This window comes from Runella sp. SP2 (genome assembly GCF_003711225.1).
GTDB lineage: Bacteria > Bacteroidota > Bacteroidia > Cytophagales > Spirosomataceae > Runella.
In genome coordinates this window covers 3,447,328-3,465,990 of sequence record NZ_CP031030.1, presented here as the reverse complement: position 1 = coordinate 3,465,990, position 18,663 = coordinate 3,447,328, and the positions used below count along the sequence as shown (strand labels likewise).

Here is an 18,663-nt window from a genome sequence, read left to right as displayed (position 1 = left end):
CGACAGATATTTGACCTATCAAAGGTCTTGCTATGAAAACAATGCGCTTATTTTGGTTTACTTTTCTTCTGATTTCTTCAAATCTTTTTGCCCAAATCAACTGGGGAGAGTATTCCCAAAGTTTTCCGCAGGGAGCGTTGGATAAACCCGAAACGGTGGCATTGATACTCACAATTCCTAAAACCAACAATTCTTTTTGGGTAACTCAAGAATATAGTCCGCATTTTCTAGCCATAGAAAAAGATGCGTCGTTTACCAGCATTCGCACTTCTAATATCGTCGCTCGCACTACGTTTGATAATTCAAATGCTCATTTTTTCTTACATGGCGTCGATAAAAACAATGCCCAAGACTACGAGTTTCGCGTCATGGAATACCCCAGTCAACAGGAGCTTGTTCCGTGGAAAGACATTGGTCAGTTTACGGACGAGGCAGTGATAAAAAGCTCTGCTCTTCCCCAAATGGCCTATTTGGGTGGCTATAAAACATCGTTGGGTAAGGGACTTATCGTGGACGTTCGCAAGAAGGGGGCAAAGAAAATAGTAGCCACTAGCATCGTGGCGTGGGAGACGATACGGCCTGCGGCAACGGGTGTTTTTACGTCCGAGAATCTGGATGTTTTTTTGCAAAAACTCCAATATCCTTGGGCTCGTCCTACTTCAAAGCATGTAGTGAATTACTCGTTAGATAATCTTCAACTACCTGCCAACAATACTCATTTGATATTTACCCTAAATGCGGAGATTTATACCAAAAATCAGGTTCAATATCAGCTCATTCACAACGATAAAATCGTTCGCCCGTGGAGTGACAACGAGTACGACAATAGTTTTATCTGGCTCAAAGATTTTTCACCAGGGCGGTATAAAATTCAAATCTGTTACGCCGTTCAACCTCAGCACGTTACTGAATACGCTTTTGAAGTAGCTCCTTATTGGTACCAAACATGGTGGTTTAAAACCGTCATTGCAGGAATCGGAATGGTGGTTATTAGTCTGGGCGTTTTTATCTATTTGTTGATTCGTCAGCGACGACGGACTCAGCAAGAAATGGAGCACAAACAAAAACTCCAGTTGGAACTCAAGGCGTTATACGCACAACTCAATCCTCATTTTATTTTCAATGCCCTTAGCTCCATTCAAGGACTTATCAACCACCAAAATTTAAAGGGGGCTAATGATTATTTGGCAGATTTTGCCCAACTCCTGCGTGAAACACTGACCCAAAGTAGTCAACAAGAAACCTCGCTTTTTCAAGAATTACAAACCATGGAAACCTACCTAAAATTGGAACAACTACGGTTTGGGTTTCGCTATTCTATGGAAGTCGATACACAACTGGATGTATATGCAACCAGCTTACCACCCTTACTTTGGCAACCCTTGGTCGAAAATTCCATCAAGCATGGAATTTCGGTTTTGCAGGAGAAAGGAGTCATAAGTGTGCTGTTCCAACAAAAAGGAGAGGCGTTGTGCTTAACAATTAGGGATAACGGACGGGGTTTTGACACACAAATACCAACAACGGGTTTTGGTTTAAAACTCACCAAAGAGCGAATCGCCCTGCTGAATCAACTCAATCCCGAACAACCCATTTCGCTTACAATCGAAACTCCAGCCGATTTAGGCATGCAAGTGACCCTCACTTTTAACCACTGGTTTGTATGAAAGCAATCCTTATCGACGACGAGCCTCACAACTTGAGTAATTTACAGTCGCTTTTGACGACGTACTGTCCACAAATTGAGGTATGTGCAGTAGCCAAAAATGCCGAAGAAGGTAAAAAAGCGCTTTACAAACACCAGCCTGACCTCCTTTTTTTGGATATTCAAATGCCACAGCAAGATGGTTTTGAGCTACTTAGGAGCCTAACTGAATACGACTTTGAAGTAATTTTTGTGACTGCTTACGACCAATACGCCATCAAAGCAATGCGGTTTTCGGCGGTAGATTACTTGCTCAAGCCCGTGTCTATTAGTGAGTTACAAGCCGCTGTAAAACGAGCACTTAAACAGCGAGAATTAAAAATTCAGAACCAACAAATCGGGCATTTGATGAAATGGCTTACTTCTCAAGCTCAAAAAGAAGAGCTACAAATTGCGCTTTCGACCTTGCAAGAAACTCGTTTTGTCAAAACCAGTGAAATCATTCGCTGCGAATCGTCCAACAATTACACCACGTTTTTTTTGAAGGAAGGCACCACGTTGGTCGTAAGCAAACCTATTTACGAATACGACGACCTTCTGAGTAGTCACGGTTTTTTGCGCTGTCATCAGTCGCATTTGGTGAATAAATCCTTCATTAAAAGCTGGAAAAAAGAATACGGCGATTTTTTACAACTCGCCGATGGTTCGCAAGTACCCGTGTCGCGTGGCAAAAAAGATGCCATCAAGAGGGCGTTGAACCTCTGAGCATTCAAAAAAACAGTTTCCCTTTTCTATCAAAAACTCTATTTACACTGATGAAAAACGTATCAGCTACCCTTGTTATGCTCTTTTGGGGCTATTTAACGCTTTTGGGACAAACTGCATCTCCCGTTCGCTTGTCGGAAACGTACGAGTTGGCAAACATTATTTTGGCCCTGACCGATTATGGAAAAACAGATCCTTGGGAGGTATCGCAGCAATCGGCTTATTACCAAGAAGTGCGCACTTATTTTGATGCCTATCGTCATCATCCATTGTTGACCAAAGTCAATTATTCGCGCCAACAATGGCAAAACTACCTCAGTTTTCGCACCGATTCGTACGCCTTTATTTTTGATGGCTCTAACCATCTTATTCGCAAAATCGCTTTTTCGGCCAATTCGGGTTTTAATCCTTTTGAAGAAAATTTGGCGCTGATTGAAGATTTTGTGCAAACCACTCGTTTTCGTCAATTTTATACCAACCATATTCCTTACTACAAGGGGCTTGCTTCGGCCTATTTGGTTTCGCAGCGGTATCCCGAAATGCTTCAATTTTTAGAAAACGAATTGGGAAAACAACCTACCCTCAGTTCTTACGCGATTGTCATGTCACCCTTGGTCGGACGGATGAACTGCCACCGAGTCGTCGAAGGTGTTGGCACCGATTTTATTACCCTTCCGTCGTTTATTCTCATGGGTAAAACCCTCCAAACTACCAGCGAAGAAGAAATTGCTTCGGGTACTCACATGTTGTTTACTGAGCTAGACCACGCGTTTGTCAATCCAATGACCGAATTGTATCAATTGTTGGTCAAAACCCACTTTTCAAACCAACGTTGGGATACAGGCAGCGGATATGAAAAAGATAGCCTTGCTACTTTTAATGAATACATGACGTGGGCAGTATATAATTTGTACGTTCAGCACTATTTTCCGAGCGTTGCTAAGAAAGTCAGCCTCGAATGGGCCATGCAAAACGAGACGCGCGGGTTTTATGCTAGTAATCTGTTTAACAAAGAATTAGAAGCAATGTATCAAAAACGAAAAACAGGACAAACCCTCGAAGATTTGTACCCTCGTTTAATCAAACGCCTTGGTAAACTTCAAAATCGTGTCCAAAAACCAGTCATCCAAAGCTCTAATTTATCCGACAAAAATCTTTCAGATACAGTAGCGAAATTTGTGGTGTATTTTTCCGAACCCATGATAAAAGCAGATTCATTCGACGTCATTATCGCGACCGAAAAAGAAGGAAAAGTGTCCAAAGAGCGACAAGTAGAAGTGTCTAAAAAACAAGGGCTATCGTGGTCTAAAGACGGAAAAAGCGCCCAATTTACCCTTCATTTGGTTCATGGCTTGAATTATGTTTTCTTCAACGTTCCTTGGCAAACCAAGACTCCACTTTGTGCCCAAACGGGAGTTTATTTGACTCCTTACAGTCAGCTAAAAACAACCGTAGCGCACCAATAATCAGCAAATTGACTACTTTTCTACCAACGTAACAACACTTTTTCCTTTGATAATCAATGATTTTGAAGAAAGAGATGTTGGGCGTAAGTCTTCATTTTCGGAAGTCGTAAATGCTTCCCAACGGCTTCGTTTTTTGGAAGTTACGTTAGGTTGTATAGCGACTGGAATATCACTCGTATTGACAAGTACCGTTACCAATCGCCCATCGGTATTTTTGTAAGACGATGCGTACAACGCTTGATTGGTTTGGCTTAACGTTGCATCTACCCGCACAGCTCCTGGACGAATAAAACGGCTGTAGTTTCCCAACGCCCAAAGCATTTTGGACGACTGAAAATTACCGTCAGTTTTATTTTTGTCGATATAAATCAGGCCGTCTTTGTAATTGTAAGGCGAAATAGCCAGCCACCAATGCCAAGCCGTCGCGTTGGCATTGGTCAGGTCGTTGTGAATCAATTTTGCCACGTACAACGCAGGACTCATGCCAAGGTCTTTGCCTGAGCCATTGATTTCGCCGCCATTGTCCCCCAAAATGCAATATTCCGACATCCAGTAGCGTAACTCTTGCTGCTTGTTGAGTTCGGTAAGTACTTGTTTACGAACGTTGACCGCCTTGTCATAAGGCGAAGACGTAAAGTAACTATGCCCCGAAATAGCCCGCGTCAGTTGGGATAAATCGCCAAGATAATCGGGAGAGTTTTTGTCAAAAAATGCCTGAATTTGAGTGCCTTTGCCCGCGCGACCATGCTCAGAATACAAAAACTCCAGTTGACCTGCTTCCGCTACGTTGATTTGGGTCGATAACTTAGCATTTACCAGAGCTTTGTTCAAGGCACGGCAAATGCCCGCTATTTGCTGGTTATAAAAGGGCGTTCCTTCTTGGCCTCCGTCGCTCCAATCCCACTGTGGTTCGTTGACAGGGCTGATGTAGTTGAAATTTACCCCCGTTTTTGCTTGAATTCCTTTTAGACTTTGGGCCATAAAATCGGCAAAATCGCCGTATCGTTCGGGGTTAAGGTTGGTGGTTTTATTGGTAGCGAAGCCTTTGCCATTGGTTGTAAATGAAACGGGAGGACTGTTGGGGAAAGCTAAAAAATAGGGCACTCCCCGTTGTTTGGCTGCTTCTAAAAACCAGCGTTGCCCCGCCTGTTTGTCCCAATCATAAGTACCGTCGGGGCGTAAAAAAGACTCCGCCCGCCGCCATTCGTCTTTGATTCCGCTATTGGTGCCTTGTTCGGCCGTTCCAGCCCCAAGGTTGAAGCGCCAAAGTGAAAGTCCAATGCCTTTGGGTTGTCCGTTGGTCGATAATTCACGGCTAAACAACAAATCGGCGATGGCATTGCGTTTGGCATCGGGCCACTGTCCCACAAACTGACAAGACCACGCATCGGAGGCGCCAAAATGCTCGATGGTTTGGTACGTGACACTAGGATTTATGACGATTTGAACAGCCGAACCCAAGGGTTTTTCTTTTTGGCCATAACTCGTTAGCCAGCAAAACAAAGCAAGTGCATACAGAATAGGTTTCATAACTCTATAAGTAGAAAGGAGTACGTTTTTACCGTCAATGTAATCCTCAGCCGAATTTGAAAAGCTAACTCAAATCTTTTTTTAGTAGAGTAATTTTAGTAAAAAAACGATTTTTAAGTACATCAATTTCACCTTTTCTATTCAATTCGATGACGACAGAATACCAATCGCCGAAAGACCGTGCCTACGTAGAAACGCTCATTAATGCTGCATCAAAAGAAGCCGCCGCTTTTTTAAACCTAAAATATACTGCCGAACGCAAAGACGGTGTGATTCCAATCAAGTACCGTGAACTAATGTCGGTGGCCGTAGCCCTCACTACGCAATGCGCTTATTGCATAGAGTCGCACATAAAAAATGCCGTTGAAGCAGGAGCTACACGGGAAGAAATTGCCGAAACGGTATTTATCGCAGCCGCACTTCGGGCAGGAGGAGCCGTGGGAACGGGGCTACTCGCCATGCGTCTTTTTGAAGACGAAAAGAAAAACGTTACAACTTAAACTTGAAACGTCCTTTCTTAAAATGGAGTTGTTTACCTTGCTTATTGACAAGATGAAGTTCAAACTTCCCTTTTAACGCCCCTGTTTCCGAGTCGTATTTTGTAATGTGTATCCAACTTTTGCCCACAGCCCTAAAATCATCTACCACACTGACACTTTCTCCCTTGAGAATATGGGCTCCGTCGGGGTTGGTTTGGAAATGAGCCAGCCTTGCTTTGGTGTCGAGAGAAGGCAAGCACGGATCTGGATTACCCAGATCGTATTTGCCTTCTGCCAAAGGAATAATGAAAAAATCTAGGTGTTGCTTTGCGTGACAATTTTGAGGGCATCCCGTAGGTTTAGATGTGCGAGTCAAGTCAAACGGAATGTCGGTGGTGGCGCCAAATCCAAACCTTGGAAGTGAACAATTCTTTATTTTTTCTTCGTTGACAACGTTCCCTTGTCCCATACCGTACCAACGTTTATTGTCTAATTTCCCCGAAATTGTAAATGAACGGTAACAACCTGAACATACGAAGGCTAACAAAAGGCAGCAGTAGCTGACAAAAGAATTGGATTTCATGTCTTATGGAAGAATTAAATGGTTGGATGGATTTGGCTAGAAAAGTACCAAAAACGCTTCGCTATTGCTAGTAATATCTCTGAAAACCAAAAAAATGAGTTTGGGTTTTTCATGGAAAGAAATAAGCGGAGTGAGCGTTTTCAATCTAGTTGAGTATGCACCTGCTTCTGCTTCCTTTTTAAGGAAATCTGTTCACAACATGCTTCAAAAACCCCTCACACCTTTTTTTAAAAAGAGTTTTTATTGGCTATTTTTTGCCATTTCCTTGAGTTCATGGAATGTTTTTGCCCAAACATCCTACACTACTGACGCCAAAATCTTGGCTAAAGGGCAGCAACTTTTTCAGGCCAATTGCTCCACTTGTCATAATTTCCTTCAAAAAGGAATAGGGCCAAGCTTAGAACGAGCTACGACCGAATTACCCGCCGATTGGCTGAAAAAAGTCATCCACAATGCCCCTGAGGTGCTTGCCAGCGGGGATGCCCGACTAACCAAACTTTTTGAAGACTATAAACAAGTGATGCCTCCCTTTACGCAGCTCAAAGGTGCTGAAGTTGAGGCTATTTTGGCTTTTATTCACAAAAATCAAAAGGAATTAGCCCGCGACAAAGAAGCGGTAGGTGCGGTGTTAGACCCTTTGCCCGAAAAGATTAAAAAGGAAGGTTGGCAAATGCAACTTCGCTACCTCTCGACCGCACCTGCCACAGGCCCCAAAGCTCCCTTGGCACGCATCAACAAAATGCTTGTTTTGAAAGGTGAAAAAGACCGCGTTTTTGTCTCTGATTTGCAAGGAATAATATATGAACTCATTAATAATCAGTGGAATATTGCCTTAGATATTCGTAAAGAACGGCCCCAGTTTATTTCGTCTCCAGGCTTGGCAACGGGCTTAGGGAGTTATGCTTTTCACCCCGATTTTTCCCAAAATGGCTTGTTATACACCACGCACACCGAAAAAGCAAAAAGTGCTTTGGCCGATTTTCGATATGCAGATTCCATCAAAGTTACTTTGCAATGGGTGGTTACGGAGTGGAAAATCGCCAATTCGGGCACGATTCCTTTTTCGGTAAAGGGTCGTGAGTTGTTTCGTATCAACATGGTTTCGCCCATTCACGGAATGCAGGAAATTACTTTTAACCCACTTGCCAAAGCAGGGGATAAAGAATACGGGTTGATGTACATCGGCATTGGTGACGGTGGCGCTTCCGAAAACGGTTTTCCTAATATTTGTAATAGCACCAACGGAGCTTGGAGTTCGGTGTTGCGTATCGACCCGCTCGGGAAAAATAGCCGAAACGGTCGTTATGGTATTCCTGAAAGTAACCCTTATGCCAATGCCACTTCACCAACTACCGTCAAAGAAGTGTTTTGTCGAGGGTTTCGTAATCCCAACCGTATCACGTGGAGCCCTGATGGAAAAATGCTCATCACTGACATTGGACAAACCAACATCGAAGAGTTGAACCTTGGAAAAGCAGGGGCAGATTACGGCTGGCCCGACCGCGAAGGAACTTTTGTGATTAATCCGCGCGGACGCATGGACAAAGTGTTTCCGTTGCCCGCCAACGAACCTTCTCAAAAATATACCTATCCCATCATGCAGTACGACCACGACGAAGGGAAAGCCATTGGGGGAGGTTTTGTGTATCAGGGCAAAGCTAATCCTGATTTACAGGGTAAGTACGTGTTTACGGATATTAATAACGGACGGGTGTTTTTGGGAGAAAATGCGCAGTTTGTTCAAGGGAAATATGCTCATATTGAAGAGATTGAGCTGTTGATTGACAACCAGCCTGCCGACTTTTTTCAATTACTTTCTCCCGCCAAACCCGATCCACACATTGGCGTTGGGTTAGACAACGAAATGTACGTTTTTACTAAAGCCGACGGAAAACTTTATCAAGTAGTAGGCTTTTCACGCAAGGCTAAATAAGAAGAATGGGATGTTGTGAGCAGTTTTGGCTCCAACATCCCATTCGATATTCGTTTACGCGTATTTCGTTAGTTGCTTTCCTCTATTTTTTGGTCGCAAATGGAAACGTAACGGGGTACAAAATAGCGCCGTCAAACTCCCGAATAAAAGTCGAAAACTGTTTTTTCCCTTCTTTTAATTCAATGATACGAGCGCCATTTTTGGTACGCAAATAGGTATTTTCGCTTCCCGAGAAACATCCGTACGTCAAGGCGATTCCGTAATATTCTACCAAATAATCATTGACGTGGTCGTGCCCTACAAACGTCCCTAGCACGTCTCCCGATTCTACCATCGCAGTAAACATCCCTGAATTGATACTTGGCGGACACTCATTTTCGTAACGAACGCCACGGCGGCGATTTTTTATGTTATCAAACGCCATTCGGTATTCAGGCAACGGAATATGAAAAAAGGCCAAGGCGGGTAAAGTATCTTTCTGGGTTTCTTTGAACTTGGCACTGGTTTTCCGAAACCAATCTACTTGATTATGATTAAACCAGCCGTAGCCATCTACCCGATGTTTTATTTTTGAGTATGCGTGCGAATCCATCGCGTAGAGAATCGCCGCGTTGGCGCCCGATTTTCCCTTCACGGTAATCGCTGCATTTAAGTAACCATCTACCCCTGGAATCGACGGAATTTTATTCAGTAGATAAGGCTTAGTTGCTACGTAAGCAGCTACTTCAGCCCGCTTCATTTCGCTTTCGTCATCGTGATTTCCTAACGTAACGATATACGGAATTTTACGCGAAATCACCACTTCCAGCACTTCGTCCCAACCTTGTTTGGTAGGAGCGCTGACCACCACATCACCCGTAAAAACCACCAAATCAGGCTTTTGTTCGTCGAGCGTGGTGCGCATCATCGAAATGGATTTTTTGGAAGGTTCTGCCCCCGCCTTGTAGTGCAAATCGGTAAACTGAACAATGCGGAAAGTACTATCGGAACGGAATTTTAATTCTTGGGCCTGAACGGCAGAGATGATAAATAAAAGAACGGCAGAGAGTGAAATAAATCTGTTTTTCATATAAATGGTTAAGTTAGACAAGAAATTACGGATGTGGATTTAATACGTTTTAAAAGTAAAAGTGTCCTATTTGTAAACGCTTTATATTTGTGCCAAAAATAAAACAAGGGAAATTAAGGGAATGTTATCAATTAGCCGTACTATCTTTACTCTCATTAATGAAGTTGTTTCATCAAACCGTCATTCCTCTTGAATTTCACCGACGAGATTATAGACGCCCTGTCTATTGATTGCCTTATTTTTGGATTTAAGGATGCGCAGCTTTCCATTCTTTTGGTCAAACACGGAATCGGTCCGACCTTAGGCCAGTGGGCTTTGCCAGGAAGTTGGATAAAATACAATGAAAGTATCGACGAGGCCGCAGGGCGCATTTTGTCATCACAAACTTCCGTGGAGAATATCTATTTAGAGCAGTTTAAAACTTTCGGGGAAGTCCGTCGATTTTCTCCTCGAAGGGTAATTACGATTGCTTATTACGCCTTAGTAAATATCGAAAAATTTGAGCTACATCCTGGCCCTACCGAAGCCGATGTATCGTGGTTTAACATCCAAGAGGTGCCGACCATGCCTTTTGACCACAATAAAATTTTCGAGGACTGTCTTAGATTTTTGAAACACAAAATACAGCACGAACCCATCGGATTCAATTTACTTCCTGCAAAATTCACGCTTTTACAATTGCTCGAACTCTACGAAGCGATTCTTGGACAAAAACTCGATAAATCGAATTTTAGGAAGAAGTTTTTGAAAATGAACCTATTGGTTGACACCCAAGAACGCCAACAAGACGTATCGCACCGTGCCGCGACCTTGTATCGGTTCGACGAAAATGTGTATAACAAGCTCCTAGAAAAAGGATTTACGTTTGAAGTATAACCCTTGGTCTGACTGTCGTCTGACCAAGGGTTTCGGTCAGACGACAGTCAGACCCACAAGGGCTACAGGTCAGACGGTAGTCAGACCGAAAACGGCTACAGGTCAGACGATAGTCAGACCGAGGGTACTGTTACTATTGTCTTTCGGTCTGACTATCGTCTGACCGAGTGTATGGCTCAATGGGTTGAATCTTACCTTCTGCATCGTAAAAAATCTCCGTCATTTTGATACTTCGGAGGTGCGTAACCCCTTCTGACAGGCTCGAATCATGGTAAAAAAGATACCATTTTCCCGCTACTTCACAAATTGAGTGATGCGTTGTCCAGCCTACGACGGGTTGAAGAATTTGGCCTTGGTACGTAAAAGGCCCGTAAGGCGAATCACCCGTGGCATAGCAAATGTAGTGCGAATCGCCCGTCGAATACGAGAAATAATACTTGCCATTGTAGCGGTGCAGCCAAGGCGCTTCAAAAAAACGACGCTCATTGTCGCCAGCCAACAACAAATTTCCTGCTCCATCCAAAATTTGTACGTCTTTTGGACTTTCAGCAAACTCCAATAAATCGTCGGTTAACTTGGCTATTTTTGGACAAAGTGCCACTTCGTGCGCTAATGGCTCTTGATTTTCAGCGTCATAGACGTTCTCGCGATACTTTTGTAATTGTCCGCCCCAAATTCCCCCAAAGTACAAATAATAACTTCCATCGGCGTCTTCAAATACCGCAGGGTCGATGCTGTAACTGCCTTTTATTGGTGATTTTTCGGCCACGAAAGGCCCTGTTGGTGATGTTGAAACGGCCACCCCGATTTGAAAAATTCCTTCGTGGTTTTTGGCAGGAAAATAAAGGTAGTACTTGCCGCCTTTGTGCGCGGCATCGGGCGCCCACAACTGCCGTTCGGCCCACGGAACATCCTTTACGTGCAGTGCTATCCCGTGGTCAACCACTTCACTATTTACTGATTCCATCGAAAAAACGTGGTAATCTTCCATGCCAAAATGATCGCCGTTGTCGTTAAACGGAATCCCTGCGTCAATGTCGTGGGAAGGATAAATATAAATTTTCCCGTCAAAAACGTGCGCCGATGGGTCGGCTGTAAACAAATGCGAAACCAACGGTTGAGAAATTGCTCGTTCGTTAAGTTTTTCAAAATCAATGTGTTCGATGCTATCTTCTGGCATTGTTTTATTTTTTATTAATTGCTGTAATCAACTTTTGTCACTTCGAAGAAGGAGAAGCCTAACACCTACCGCTGACGTTTTTCCTTTAAATCTGCTTCAATTTGTACTTCCATCGTTTTGTTGATTTCGTACCAAAACAACAAAGCGACGCTTACGAGAAAAATTAATCCTGGATAAATACTCACGGCCATTTTTATACCGTTGACAGCCCCTACCGTTTGTTCGGTTTGCTCGGCTACATACCCATAATTTGATAAAATTCCTGCACCCAGCGACCCGCCAATACTGAGCCCCGCTTTCAGACCAAAAATCATGGCAGAAAAGATAATGGCGGTAGCGCGGCGGTTGTTTTTCCACTCCGAATAATCAGCTACGTCGGCAATCATGGCCCAAAGCAGCGGAATCGTCACGCCATAAGTAAAACCGTGGAGAATTTGGGTGAAAAAAACGAGGCCGATACTGTCTTTGGAATAAAAATTAAACATCAATAAACACAGCGCCGACAGCGCCAAGAAGATGCCGAAGATGTTTCGTTTGCCAAAACGGTCGGCCAGCGGTTTAGAGAACATGATTCCGACAATCATAAAAATAATTCCACCCGCATTAAAAACGCTGTTGGCCGAAGTGGGGGCATCTTCGGGCCACTCAAACTTTCCTAAGCCTAAACCCGTAATGGTGGCGTTTAAGCCCCGAATAAAGTCGTTAAAACCAATGGAATCGAGGTAAGCCGCTTGGGCAGCGTGGTCGAGGTAGTAGTTAAAATAATAAATGTACATACCGCCTTTGAGGGCTAAAGTGACAAAAATGAGAATAGTCACCAACAGCATAATAACCCAAGGCTTGTTCTTAATGAGGTCAGTTAAATCTTGCTTAATAGAATTTTTTTCTTCAACGGGCGGTACGATACGCTCTTTGGTGGTTAAAAAAGTAATCCAAAAACAAATCACGCCTACAATGGCAAAAAAGAGCATCACTTTTTCAAACCCAACGGCTTTGTTTCCGTGTCCCAACGACAACGCCAAAGGAAGAAGCAACGATTGGATGATAAATTGGGCAACCATCACGGCCACAAAACGATAGGAGGAAAGACTATTTCGCTCTTTCATGTCGCCCGTAATGACGCCACTTAGCGCCGAATACGGCAAGTTGTTGGCCGAATACACAATCACAAGTAAAAGATAGGTGGTGAGGGCGTAGATAACTTTGCCCGTGTCACCAAAATTAGGCGTAGAGAAAGCCAACAAAGAAATAATCCCAAAAGGTAAGGAAGTCCAGATAATCCACGGACGAAATTTTCCCCAGCGCGTATTGGTGCGGTCAGCAATGAGGCCCATCAAGACATTAAAGAATGCACCCAACAAACCTCCCACAAAAATGATGATACTGGCCGTACCCGCAGGGATTTTGTAAACGTCGGTGTAGAAATACGCCAAAAAGGTCATTAAAGTCTGAAAAATGAGGTTGGCAGCCAAATCTCCTAGACTGTAACCGATTTTTTCAATGACCGAAAGTTGCTGATTACTGGAATTCATTGGTAGTGTCCGTTAAAGGTTGATTGGAAGCATAAGTAGGGTTATGGTATTTTTTACTATAATATATTGGTAATTTTTTTAGCCTCAAAAAAATAAATTATATCTTATTGTAGAAATTACCATAAGATAAAGAAACTTTATTACTTTTGTTGGACTATTTACAAAAAATCTTTGTTTGGTTATATTAGCTCGATTTCATTATGGCTTCTTCAGTTCAAGACCATGTTCTATGGAAATCATATCGAGAAGGCGATAAGCAGGCGCTTGGCATGATTGTCGAGCGTTATTATCGTACGTTGCGGCGCTATGGTCTAAAGTTTATGATTGATGAAGCGGCGGTGGAGGATTGTATTCAGGATTTATTTTTGCAATTGTGGCAAAATCGGCTTCAAATTAATGACACCTGTTCGGTCAAACATTATCTGCTGAAATCGTTGCGGAGTCATATTATTCAGTTTTTACGGATTGAAAACCATTTTACCCACCAAGAACCCGACTGGGACACAGCTTTGCCGAAAGAAATTGACGTTGAAACGCTTCTTATTCAGGAAGAAGTGGCTTTGTTTCAAATCAATGAACTCAAACGACAACTAGACACGCTGCCTGCCCGCGAACGCGAAGCGCTATATTTAAAGTACTACGAAAACCTGTCGGTGGCAGAAATTGCTGAAACGATGAATGTCAACCGTCAGTCGGTTTCTAATTTTCTTCAAAAAGCACTGGCCAAATTGCGTAGCCGTTGGTTGGTTGCTCCCCTTTATTGGCTCATTTGTATTTTTTTCTAAAAAAATTTAACCTTCGTTAGGGTATCTCGTTTGGGTATCTTCATACTATCATTAAAAATAGTAGAAAAGTACCAAATGAAATCATTTCCCAATCCCTATTCTGTTACCGAACTGCTCGAAGATGAAGCTTTCCAGCGATGGATGAAGGAGAGACGTCGGGAAGACCGTTGGTTTTGGGAAGAATGGCTTCAAGTATATCCCGAAAAAAGAGATTTGTACGAACAAGCCGTTGCGGCTTTCCTGTTGATTGAAGGTAAAGAGGATAATCTCACGGACGACGAAGTAGCCCTAAAAACGGACCAAATTTTGGCCTCAATTCCCGATGAATCTTTCAATAATATCAAACCGCTATTGGGTTGGACATGGGTGCGCTGGGTAGCAGCGGCGATTGTGATTGGCCTTGCCACTTGGTATCAATTCTTGCCTAAGCCCCAAGATGCCACCTTAACGTCTAGAAATGAAGAAAAGGCATTGGAGGAAGGAAAGTGGACATTAGTAAATAATACGACTCAGCAGTCAATGGTTGTATTGTTGCCCGACAATTCTTCGGTCGTATTGTCGCAGGGGAGTAGTGTGCGTTTTCGGAAAGAAATAAGTAAAACCAAACGAGAAGTGTTTTTGCAAGGCGAAGGCTTTTTTGAAGTAGCGAAAGATGCCCAAAAACCATTTTTTGTTTATACCAATCGTCTCACTACCAAAGTGTTGGGGACAAGTTTTCAAGTACGTTCTTTTGAAGGAGAAACGGTGTCATTGGTAAAAGTAAAATCGGGGAAAGTGGCGGTCACGTCGGTGGCAGCCCCCAACAAACCAACTTTTCTGACCGAACATCAGCAGCTGAGTATTGTCACCAAAACAAACGAAGTAATTCAAAAAACGAGTGACATTTTAGCCGATAACCCCGCTGCCATCGTCAATCAACAGTTTACGTATGAGTTTGCGCCCGTTTCAGAAATTTTTGGCCAATTGCAAGAAGCATACCACCTCCCGATTCAGTACGACCACGAAAAACTACAATCATGCACGTTTACGGGTCAACTTAATGATGTGCCATTTCTTGAAAAAATCCGATTGATCTGTCTTACCATTGAAGCAACCTATGAAGTCGTTGATAATAAAGTGATTATTTACAGCCAAGGCTGTCGTTAGTTATTGTTCATTCATTCTTTAACCTATCTATTAAAAAATATGAGTTAGATTCTATCTCTTTCCTTTCCCCAAAAAAGAAAAGCGATAGTGCTCCCAACACTATCGCTAGTACTACTCTGAAATGTGTTTACCAGACACATTTAGCCGTTAAGGCGAGCAATTGTTTTTGTCATTTCTACCAAAAAACAACAAAACGAACAAATGTATGGATTCCCATTTATTTAAACACAACGTTTGGATTAAGATTATGAAAATTTCAGGTCTTCAGTTCTTGCTTGTGCTCTTATTTTTCAAAATAAGTTTTGCCCACGATAGCAAAGCGCAAGAGTTTTTGAACCGCCGCATTAGTTTTTCGGCCCAGAATCAAGATGCTGAAGTGATTATCAAACGCATTGAGAAACTAGCAAAAGTGCAATTTCTGTTTAGTCGCGAAGTGGTACAATCGAAGCGTAAAATCACTTATCAAGCCAATAATGAAGAACTTTTTGGCGTATTAGAGCACATTTTGACCCCGCTCAACCTTACTTACGAAGTAGTAGGACAACAAATTGTAATCAAACGGCTGCCTGCACCGTCCACCCCCTCGCAAGAAAAACCTTCTGAAGCAGCAAACGTTTCCGACATAAAACTCATTGACATTGCGGGACGTGTCACAGGAGACGATGGTCAAGGATTACCAGGCGTAAGTATTCAGGTAAAAGGGACAGTGAAAGGAACCAGTACCGATGCCAACGGTGATTATAAACTGTCACTTTCTGATGCCAACGGCGTTGTGTTGGTTTTTTCGTACGTTGGGTACGTTAGCAAAGAAGTAACACTTGGGGCACAAAAAATTGTCAATATTCGGTTAGAAGCAGATAATAAGACCCTCAATGAAGTGGTGGTAGTAGGCTACGGTACGCAACGCAAAAGAGATATTACAGGTTCGGTGGTGTCAGTAAACGAAGCAACTTTGAAAGAGGTACCTGCTCCCAACCTTTTGAATCAACTCAAAGGCCGTGCTGCAGGGGTTTCTATTGTAAGCAATGGTTCGACACCAGGTAGCCAAGCCACGATTCGTATTCGTGGAAATCGCTCAATTACGACGGGTAATGGCGATGGTCTTGATGGCCCACTTGTGGTGGTGGATGGTATTCCATTTGGTGGACTCAATGACATTAACCCCGATGATATTGCCAACCTAGAAATCTTAAAAGATGCCTCCGCTACAGCCATTTTTGGTTCGAGAGGAGCGGGAGGGGTTATTTTGATTACGACTAAAAGAGGAAAAACGGGCAAGCCTGTACTGACTTACGACGGGTATCATGGCGTGACCAGCATCATGGGAAAATACAACGTCATGAACGGCGAGCAGTATGCTAGATTCAAAGAGCAATCGGCGGCTTTGAACACCCAAGGCGCAGGAACAACCGCTTATCCACTCACAGAGGAGGAAAGAGCGAACCTCGCCGCAGGCGTTTCGACTGATTGGCAGGATTTGTTGTACAAATCTGGTTTTAACACCAGCCACCAACTTGGCCTGCAAGGTGGGGTCGAAAACACGCAATATGGTTTGGGAATCGGGTATTTCAACGAAACGGGTATCATGCCCAACCAAGATTTTCAACGGATGAATATCCGCGCTACCATTGACCAAAAAATTGGCAAACGCGTAAAAATTGGGTTAAATACCATCAATACTCTCACGTACCGAAACGACCCTGCGGGTGGTGGCGTTCCGACGGAACTGGTGCGCCTTTCGCCGTTGGTTAGACCTTATAATGAAGACGGAACGGTCAATTTGAATCCTAAAAAAGGAACCATTGAAGCCCAAGCCGTGAGTCCGTTGACGTTGATTTCGCGCGGGAATGACATCCTGTCAAACGAACGCTCTATCCGTACTTTCAATAGCTTATATGCCGAAGTAAATATTTTAGATGGTCTCAAGTACCGTTTCAATGCAGGTTTGAATTTTAGCCAAGTGCATTTTAATGGCTATGGCCCCCCAAATACTTTTGTAAATACAGGGGTTGATCAAAGTGTATCAAACGCGGATATTAGAAATACGGAGTATTGGGACATCAACATGCAGCACTTGCTGTATTATGACAAAACGTTTGCCCAAAAGCACAAAATTGGATTGACTGCCCTTTATGAAATTACCAAAAATCACAACATTGGAAGTAGTTTCAACGTAAGAGGTGTTCCTGCTGATTATATCAAAACGGCCAACTTCTCATTGGCTTCTGGACAGCCAACGGGTAGTGGAAGTTATGCCGAAACGGGGTTATTGTCGTACATGGCTCGGTTAAACTATACCTTCAATGACAGATATACGCTGACGGCGACTTTCCGCCGCGATGGTTCTTCTACACTATCGCCAGGCAATCAGTATTTTAACTACCCCGCCATTGGTTTGAGTTGGAATATCATTGATGAGCCATTTATGAAAGACCTTGCTGTTTTCTCTAATTTGAAATTGAGAGGTGGTTGGGGTATTTCGGGTAACCGCAACGTAGGTGCTTATGCTACCTTAGGGGCACTTTCAACGGGTTATTACAACTTCGGAACAACGACTGCGGGTCAGGCACTTGCTTATACTGTTACGAGTCTTCCCGCAAGTGATTTGGGTTGGCAGTCCACCTCTCAATCTGATATTGGGTTAGAAATTGGATTATTTAACAACCGCATCACGGGTTCGTTTGATGTGTATTATCAAAAGACAAAAGACATTTTGCTTTCGGTAAATTTACCTCAAAGTAACGGTGCAGGTTCGACCCTGAAAAACCTGGGAAGAACCGAAGGTAAAGGGCTTGAGGCATCATTGACGTTTGATATATTCCGAAACAAAGGTGGTTTCAATTGGAGTGCGGATGTTACCTATTTCTTAAACCGTGAAAAAATCACCCAGCTTACTACTCCTACCGAGCTAGATAATAAAGGTAACTTCTGGTTTGTAGGGCACCCGCTCACGGTTATTTATGATAACAACAAAATCGGTATTTGGCAACAAGCGGATTTGGACAATGGAACGTTGAGAAAACAAACATCGCCCGTCCAGTTGCCTGGTGAAATCCGAGTTGAAGACGTCGATAACAACGGAATAATTGATGCCAACGACCGTAAAATTATCGGTAATTTCCAGCCCAAATGGGAGGGAGGTCTGACCAACAGATTCAACTACAAAGGCTTTGACTTATCTATTGTTACTTTCGCACGGATGGGTATGAAAGTAGTTGTGCCTTACTTGTCGGGTACGTCGGGTGGAGGTTCTGGTTTTGGCTTCCTAAATCAAGGACGTTCCAACCAATTGGTGATGGATTACTGGACACCAGAAAATCCAACCAATGCCTTCCCACGTCCAGATGCAGGCGGTGGTGTGCGTAACTTTACTTCTACGACTTCGTACCAAGACGGTTCATTCATTAAAATGAGAAGTATCAACTTAGGTTATACGGTTAGTGGAAAAACCCTCACCAGATTGGGGGTGTCTTCTGCCCGCATTTATCTAAACGCTACGAACCCTTTCATCATTTATTCGCCATTGGTGAAAGCCAAATTGGCGGTTGACCCAGAAGGAAACGGCTACGGTAATACCATTCAAGGAGGTAACTTTAACCGTTTTGTGACGGTCAACCTCAACAACCCTCCAGTGCGTCAATACACCTTAGGTTTGAATCTTAAATTTTAATTCA

At 43.3% G+C, this 18,663-nt stretch carries 14 protein-coding genes; 9 read left to right on the top strand and 5 right to left on the bottom strand.

Features of this window, described 5'->3' with window-relative positions:
- Nucleotides 1–41 precede the first annotated feature (41 nt).
- The 3 genes from DTQ70_RS14265 to DTQ70_RS14255 are packed head-to-tail and all read left to right on the top strand — an operon-like array spanning nt 42 to nt 3,876.
- Nucleotides 42–1,667 (top strand): sensor histidine kinase, encoded by a 1,626-nt coding sequence (locus DTQ70_RS14265; protein ID WP_122934406.1) that lies wholly within the window; start codon nt 42–44, stop codon nt 1,665–1,667.
- Nucleotides 1,664–2,410: a LytTR family DNA-binding domain-containing protein gene (locus DTQ70_RS14260; RefSeq protein WP_122931431.1), complete on the top strand. Its 747-nt coding sequence runs from the start codon at nt 1,664–1,666 to the stop codon at nt 2,408–2,410. The genes DTQ70_RS14265 and DTQ70_RS14260 overlap by 4 nt, the downstream gene beginning before the upstream one ends.
- A 50-nt stretch (nt 2,411–2,460) precedes the next feature.
- Entirely contained in the window at nt 2,461–3,876 is a 1,416-nt protein-coding gene (locus DTQ70_RS14255) for a DUF4932 domain-containing protein (RefSeq protein ID WP_122931430.1), read from the top strand.
- Nucleotides 3,877–3,888: 12 nt separating this feature from the next.
- On the opposite strand, the gene DTQ70_RS14250 is transcribed toward DTQ70_RS14255, so the two are convergent.
- Nucleotides 3,889–5,406, bottom strand: a complete 1,518-nt coding sequence (locus DTQ70_RS14250) for a glycoside hydrolase family 30 protein (protein ID WP_122931429.1) — start codon at nt 5,404–5,406, stop codon at nt 3,889–3,891.
- A gap of 149 nt (nt 5,407–5,555) precedes the next feature.
- Here DTQ70_RS14250 and DTQ70_RS14245 point away from each other — a divergent pair, with 149 nt between their 5' ends.
- Entirely contained in the window at nt 5,556–5,906 is a 351-nt protein-coding gene (locus DTQ70_RS14245) for a carboxymuconolactone decarboxylase family protein (RefSeq protein ID WP_122931428.1), read from the top strand.
- Here DTQ70_RS14245 and DTQ70_RS14240 read toward each other — a convergent pair.
- Nucleotides 5,896–6,468: a hypothetical protein gene (locus DTQ70_RS14240; RefSeq protein ID WP_122931427.1), complete on the bottom strand. Its 573-nt coding sequence runs from the start codon at nt 6,466–6,468 to the stop codon at nt 5,896–5,898. The genes DTQ70_RS14245 and DTQ70_RS14240 overlap by 11 nt on opposite strands.
- Before the next feature lie 199 nt (nt 6,469–6,667).
- On the opposite strand from DTQ70_RS14240, the gene DTQ70_RS14235 reads away from it, so the two are divergent.
- Nucleotides 6,668–8,401 (top strand): PQQ-dependent sugar dehydrogenase, encoded by a 1,734-nt coding sequence (locus tag DTQ70_RS14235; protein WP_122931426.1) that lies wholly within the window; start codon nt 6,668–6,670, stop codon nt 8,399–8,401.
- A gap of 82 nt (nt 8,402–8,483) precedes the next feature.
- Here the strand turns inward: DTQ70_RS14235 and DTQ70_RS14230 are convergent, their stop codons facing one another.
- Complete coding sequence (locus DTQ70_RS14230) at nt 8,484–9,470, bottom strand: metallophosphoesterase family protein (RefSeq protein ID WP_122931425.1); 987 nt, start codon at nt 9,468–9,470, stop codon at nt 8,484–8,486.
- Nucleotides 9,471–9,659: 189 nt separating this feature from the next.
- On the opposite strand from DTQ70_RS14230, the gene DTQ70_RS14225 reads away from it, so the two are divergent.
- Entirely contained in the window at nt 9,660–10,346 is a 687-nt protein-coding gene (locus DTQ70_RS14225; RefSeq protein ID WP_229600131.1) for an NrtR DNA-binding winged helix domain-containing protein, read from the top strand.
- A 133-nt stretch (nt 10,347–10,479) separates the two neighbouring features.
- Here the strand turns inward: DTQ70_RS14225 and DTQ70_RS14220 are convergent, their stop codons facing one another.
- Together DTQ70_RS14220 and DTQ70_RS14215 are read right to left on the bottom strand one after the other, a co-directional pair.
- Nucleotides 10,480–11,526, bottom strand: a complete 1,047-nt coding sequence (locus tag DTQ70_RS14220; protein ID WP_122931423.1) for a glycoside hydrolase family 43 protein — start codon at nt 11,524–11,526, stop codon at nt 10,480–10,482.
- Nucleotides 11,527–11,591: 65 nt separating this feature from the next.
- Nucleotides 11,592–13,058: an MFS transporter gene (locus tag DTQ70_RS14215; protein ID WP_122931422.1), complete on the bottom strand. Its 1,467-nt coding sequence runs from the start codon at nt 13,056–13,058 to the stop codon at nt 11,592–11,594.
- A gap of 200 nt (nt 13,059–13,258) precedes the next feature.
- On the opposite strand from DTQ70_RS14215, the gene DTQ70_RS14210 reads away from it, so the two are divergent.
- The 3 genes from DTQ70_RS14210 (at nt 13,259) to DTQ70_RS14200 (ending at nt 18,659) form a co-directional block, all read left to right on the top strand.
- Nucleotides 13,259–13,843: an RNA polymerase sigma factor gene (locus tag DTQ70_RS14210; protein ID WP_122931421.1), complete on the top strand. Its 585-nt coding sequence runs from the start codon at nt 13,259–13,261 to the stop codon at nt 13,841–13,843.
- 75 nt (nt 13,844–13,918) lie between these two features.
- A complete protein-coding gene (locus DTQ70_RS14205; RefSeq protein ID WP_122931420.1) occupies nt 13,919–14,989 on the top strand; it encodes a FecR family protein in 1,071 nt (356 codons plus the stop codon).
- Nucleotides 14,990–15,194: 205 nt separating this feature from the next.
- The gene (locus DTQ70_RS14200) at nt 15,195–18,659 is read left to right on the top strand and encodes a TonB-dependent receptor (RefSeq protein WP_122931419.1); all 3,465 of its coding nucleotides are present in this window, start codon (nt 15,195–15,197) and stop codon (nt 18,657–18,659) included.
- Nucleotides 18,660–18,663 lie beyond the last annotated feature (4 nt).

Bases quoted from the DNA above. Each gene is read 5' to 3' on its own strand.
- DTQ70_RS14205 (WP_122931420.1), top strand. From the start codon at position 13,919: ATGAAATCATTTCCCAATCCCTATTCTGTTACCGAACTGCTCGAAGAT.
- DTQ70_RS14230 (WP_122931425.1), bottom strand. From the start codon at position 9,470: ATGAAAAACAGATTTATTTCACTCTCTGCCGTTCTTTTATTTATCATC.
- DTQ70_RS14260 (WP_122931431.1), top strand. From the start codon at position 1,664: ATGAAAGCAATCCTTATCGACGACGAGCCTCACAACTTGAGTAATTTA.
- DTQ70_RS14250 (WP_122931429.1), bottom strand. From the start codon at position 5,406: ATGAAACCTATTCTGTATGCACTTGCTTTGTTTTGCTGGCTAACGAGT.
- DTQ70_RS14215 (WP_122931422.1), bottom strand. From the start codon at position 13,058: ATGAATTCCAGTAATCAGCAACTTTCGGTCATTGAAAAAATCGGTTAC.
- DTQ70_RS14235 (WP_122931426.1), top strand. From the start codon at position 6,668: ATGCTTCAAAAACCCCTCACACCTTTTTTTAAAAAGAGTTTTTATTGG.
- DTQ70_RS14265 (WP_122934406.1), top strand. From the start codon at position 42: ATGCGCTTATTTTGGTTTACTTTTCTTCTGATTTCTTCAAATCTTTTT.
- DTQ70_RS14220 (WP_122931423.1), bottom strand. From the start codon at position 11,526: ATGCCAGAAGATAGCATCGAACACATTGATTTTGAAAAACTTAACGAA.
- DTQ70_RS14245 (WP_122931428.1), top strand. From the start codon at position 5,556: ATGACGACAGAATACCAATCGCCGAAAGACCGTGCCTACGTAGAAACG.
- DTQ70_RS14240 (WP_122931427.1), bottom strand. From the start codon at position 6,468: ATGAAATCCAATTCTTTTGTCAGCTACTGCTGCCTTTTGTTAGCCTTC.
- DTQ70_RS14200 (WP_122931419.1), top strand. From the start codon at position 15,195: ATGGATTCCCATTTATTTAAACACAACGTTTGGATTAAGATTATGAAA.
- DTQ70_RS14255 (WP_122931430.1), top strand. From the start codon at position 2,461: ATGAAAAACGTATCAGCTACCCTTGTTATGCTCTTTTGGGGCTATTTA.
- DTQ70_RS14210 (WP_122931421.1), top strand. From the start codon at position 13,259: ATGGCTTCTTCAGTTCAAGACCATGTTCTATGGAAATCATATCGAGAA.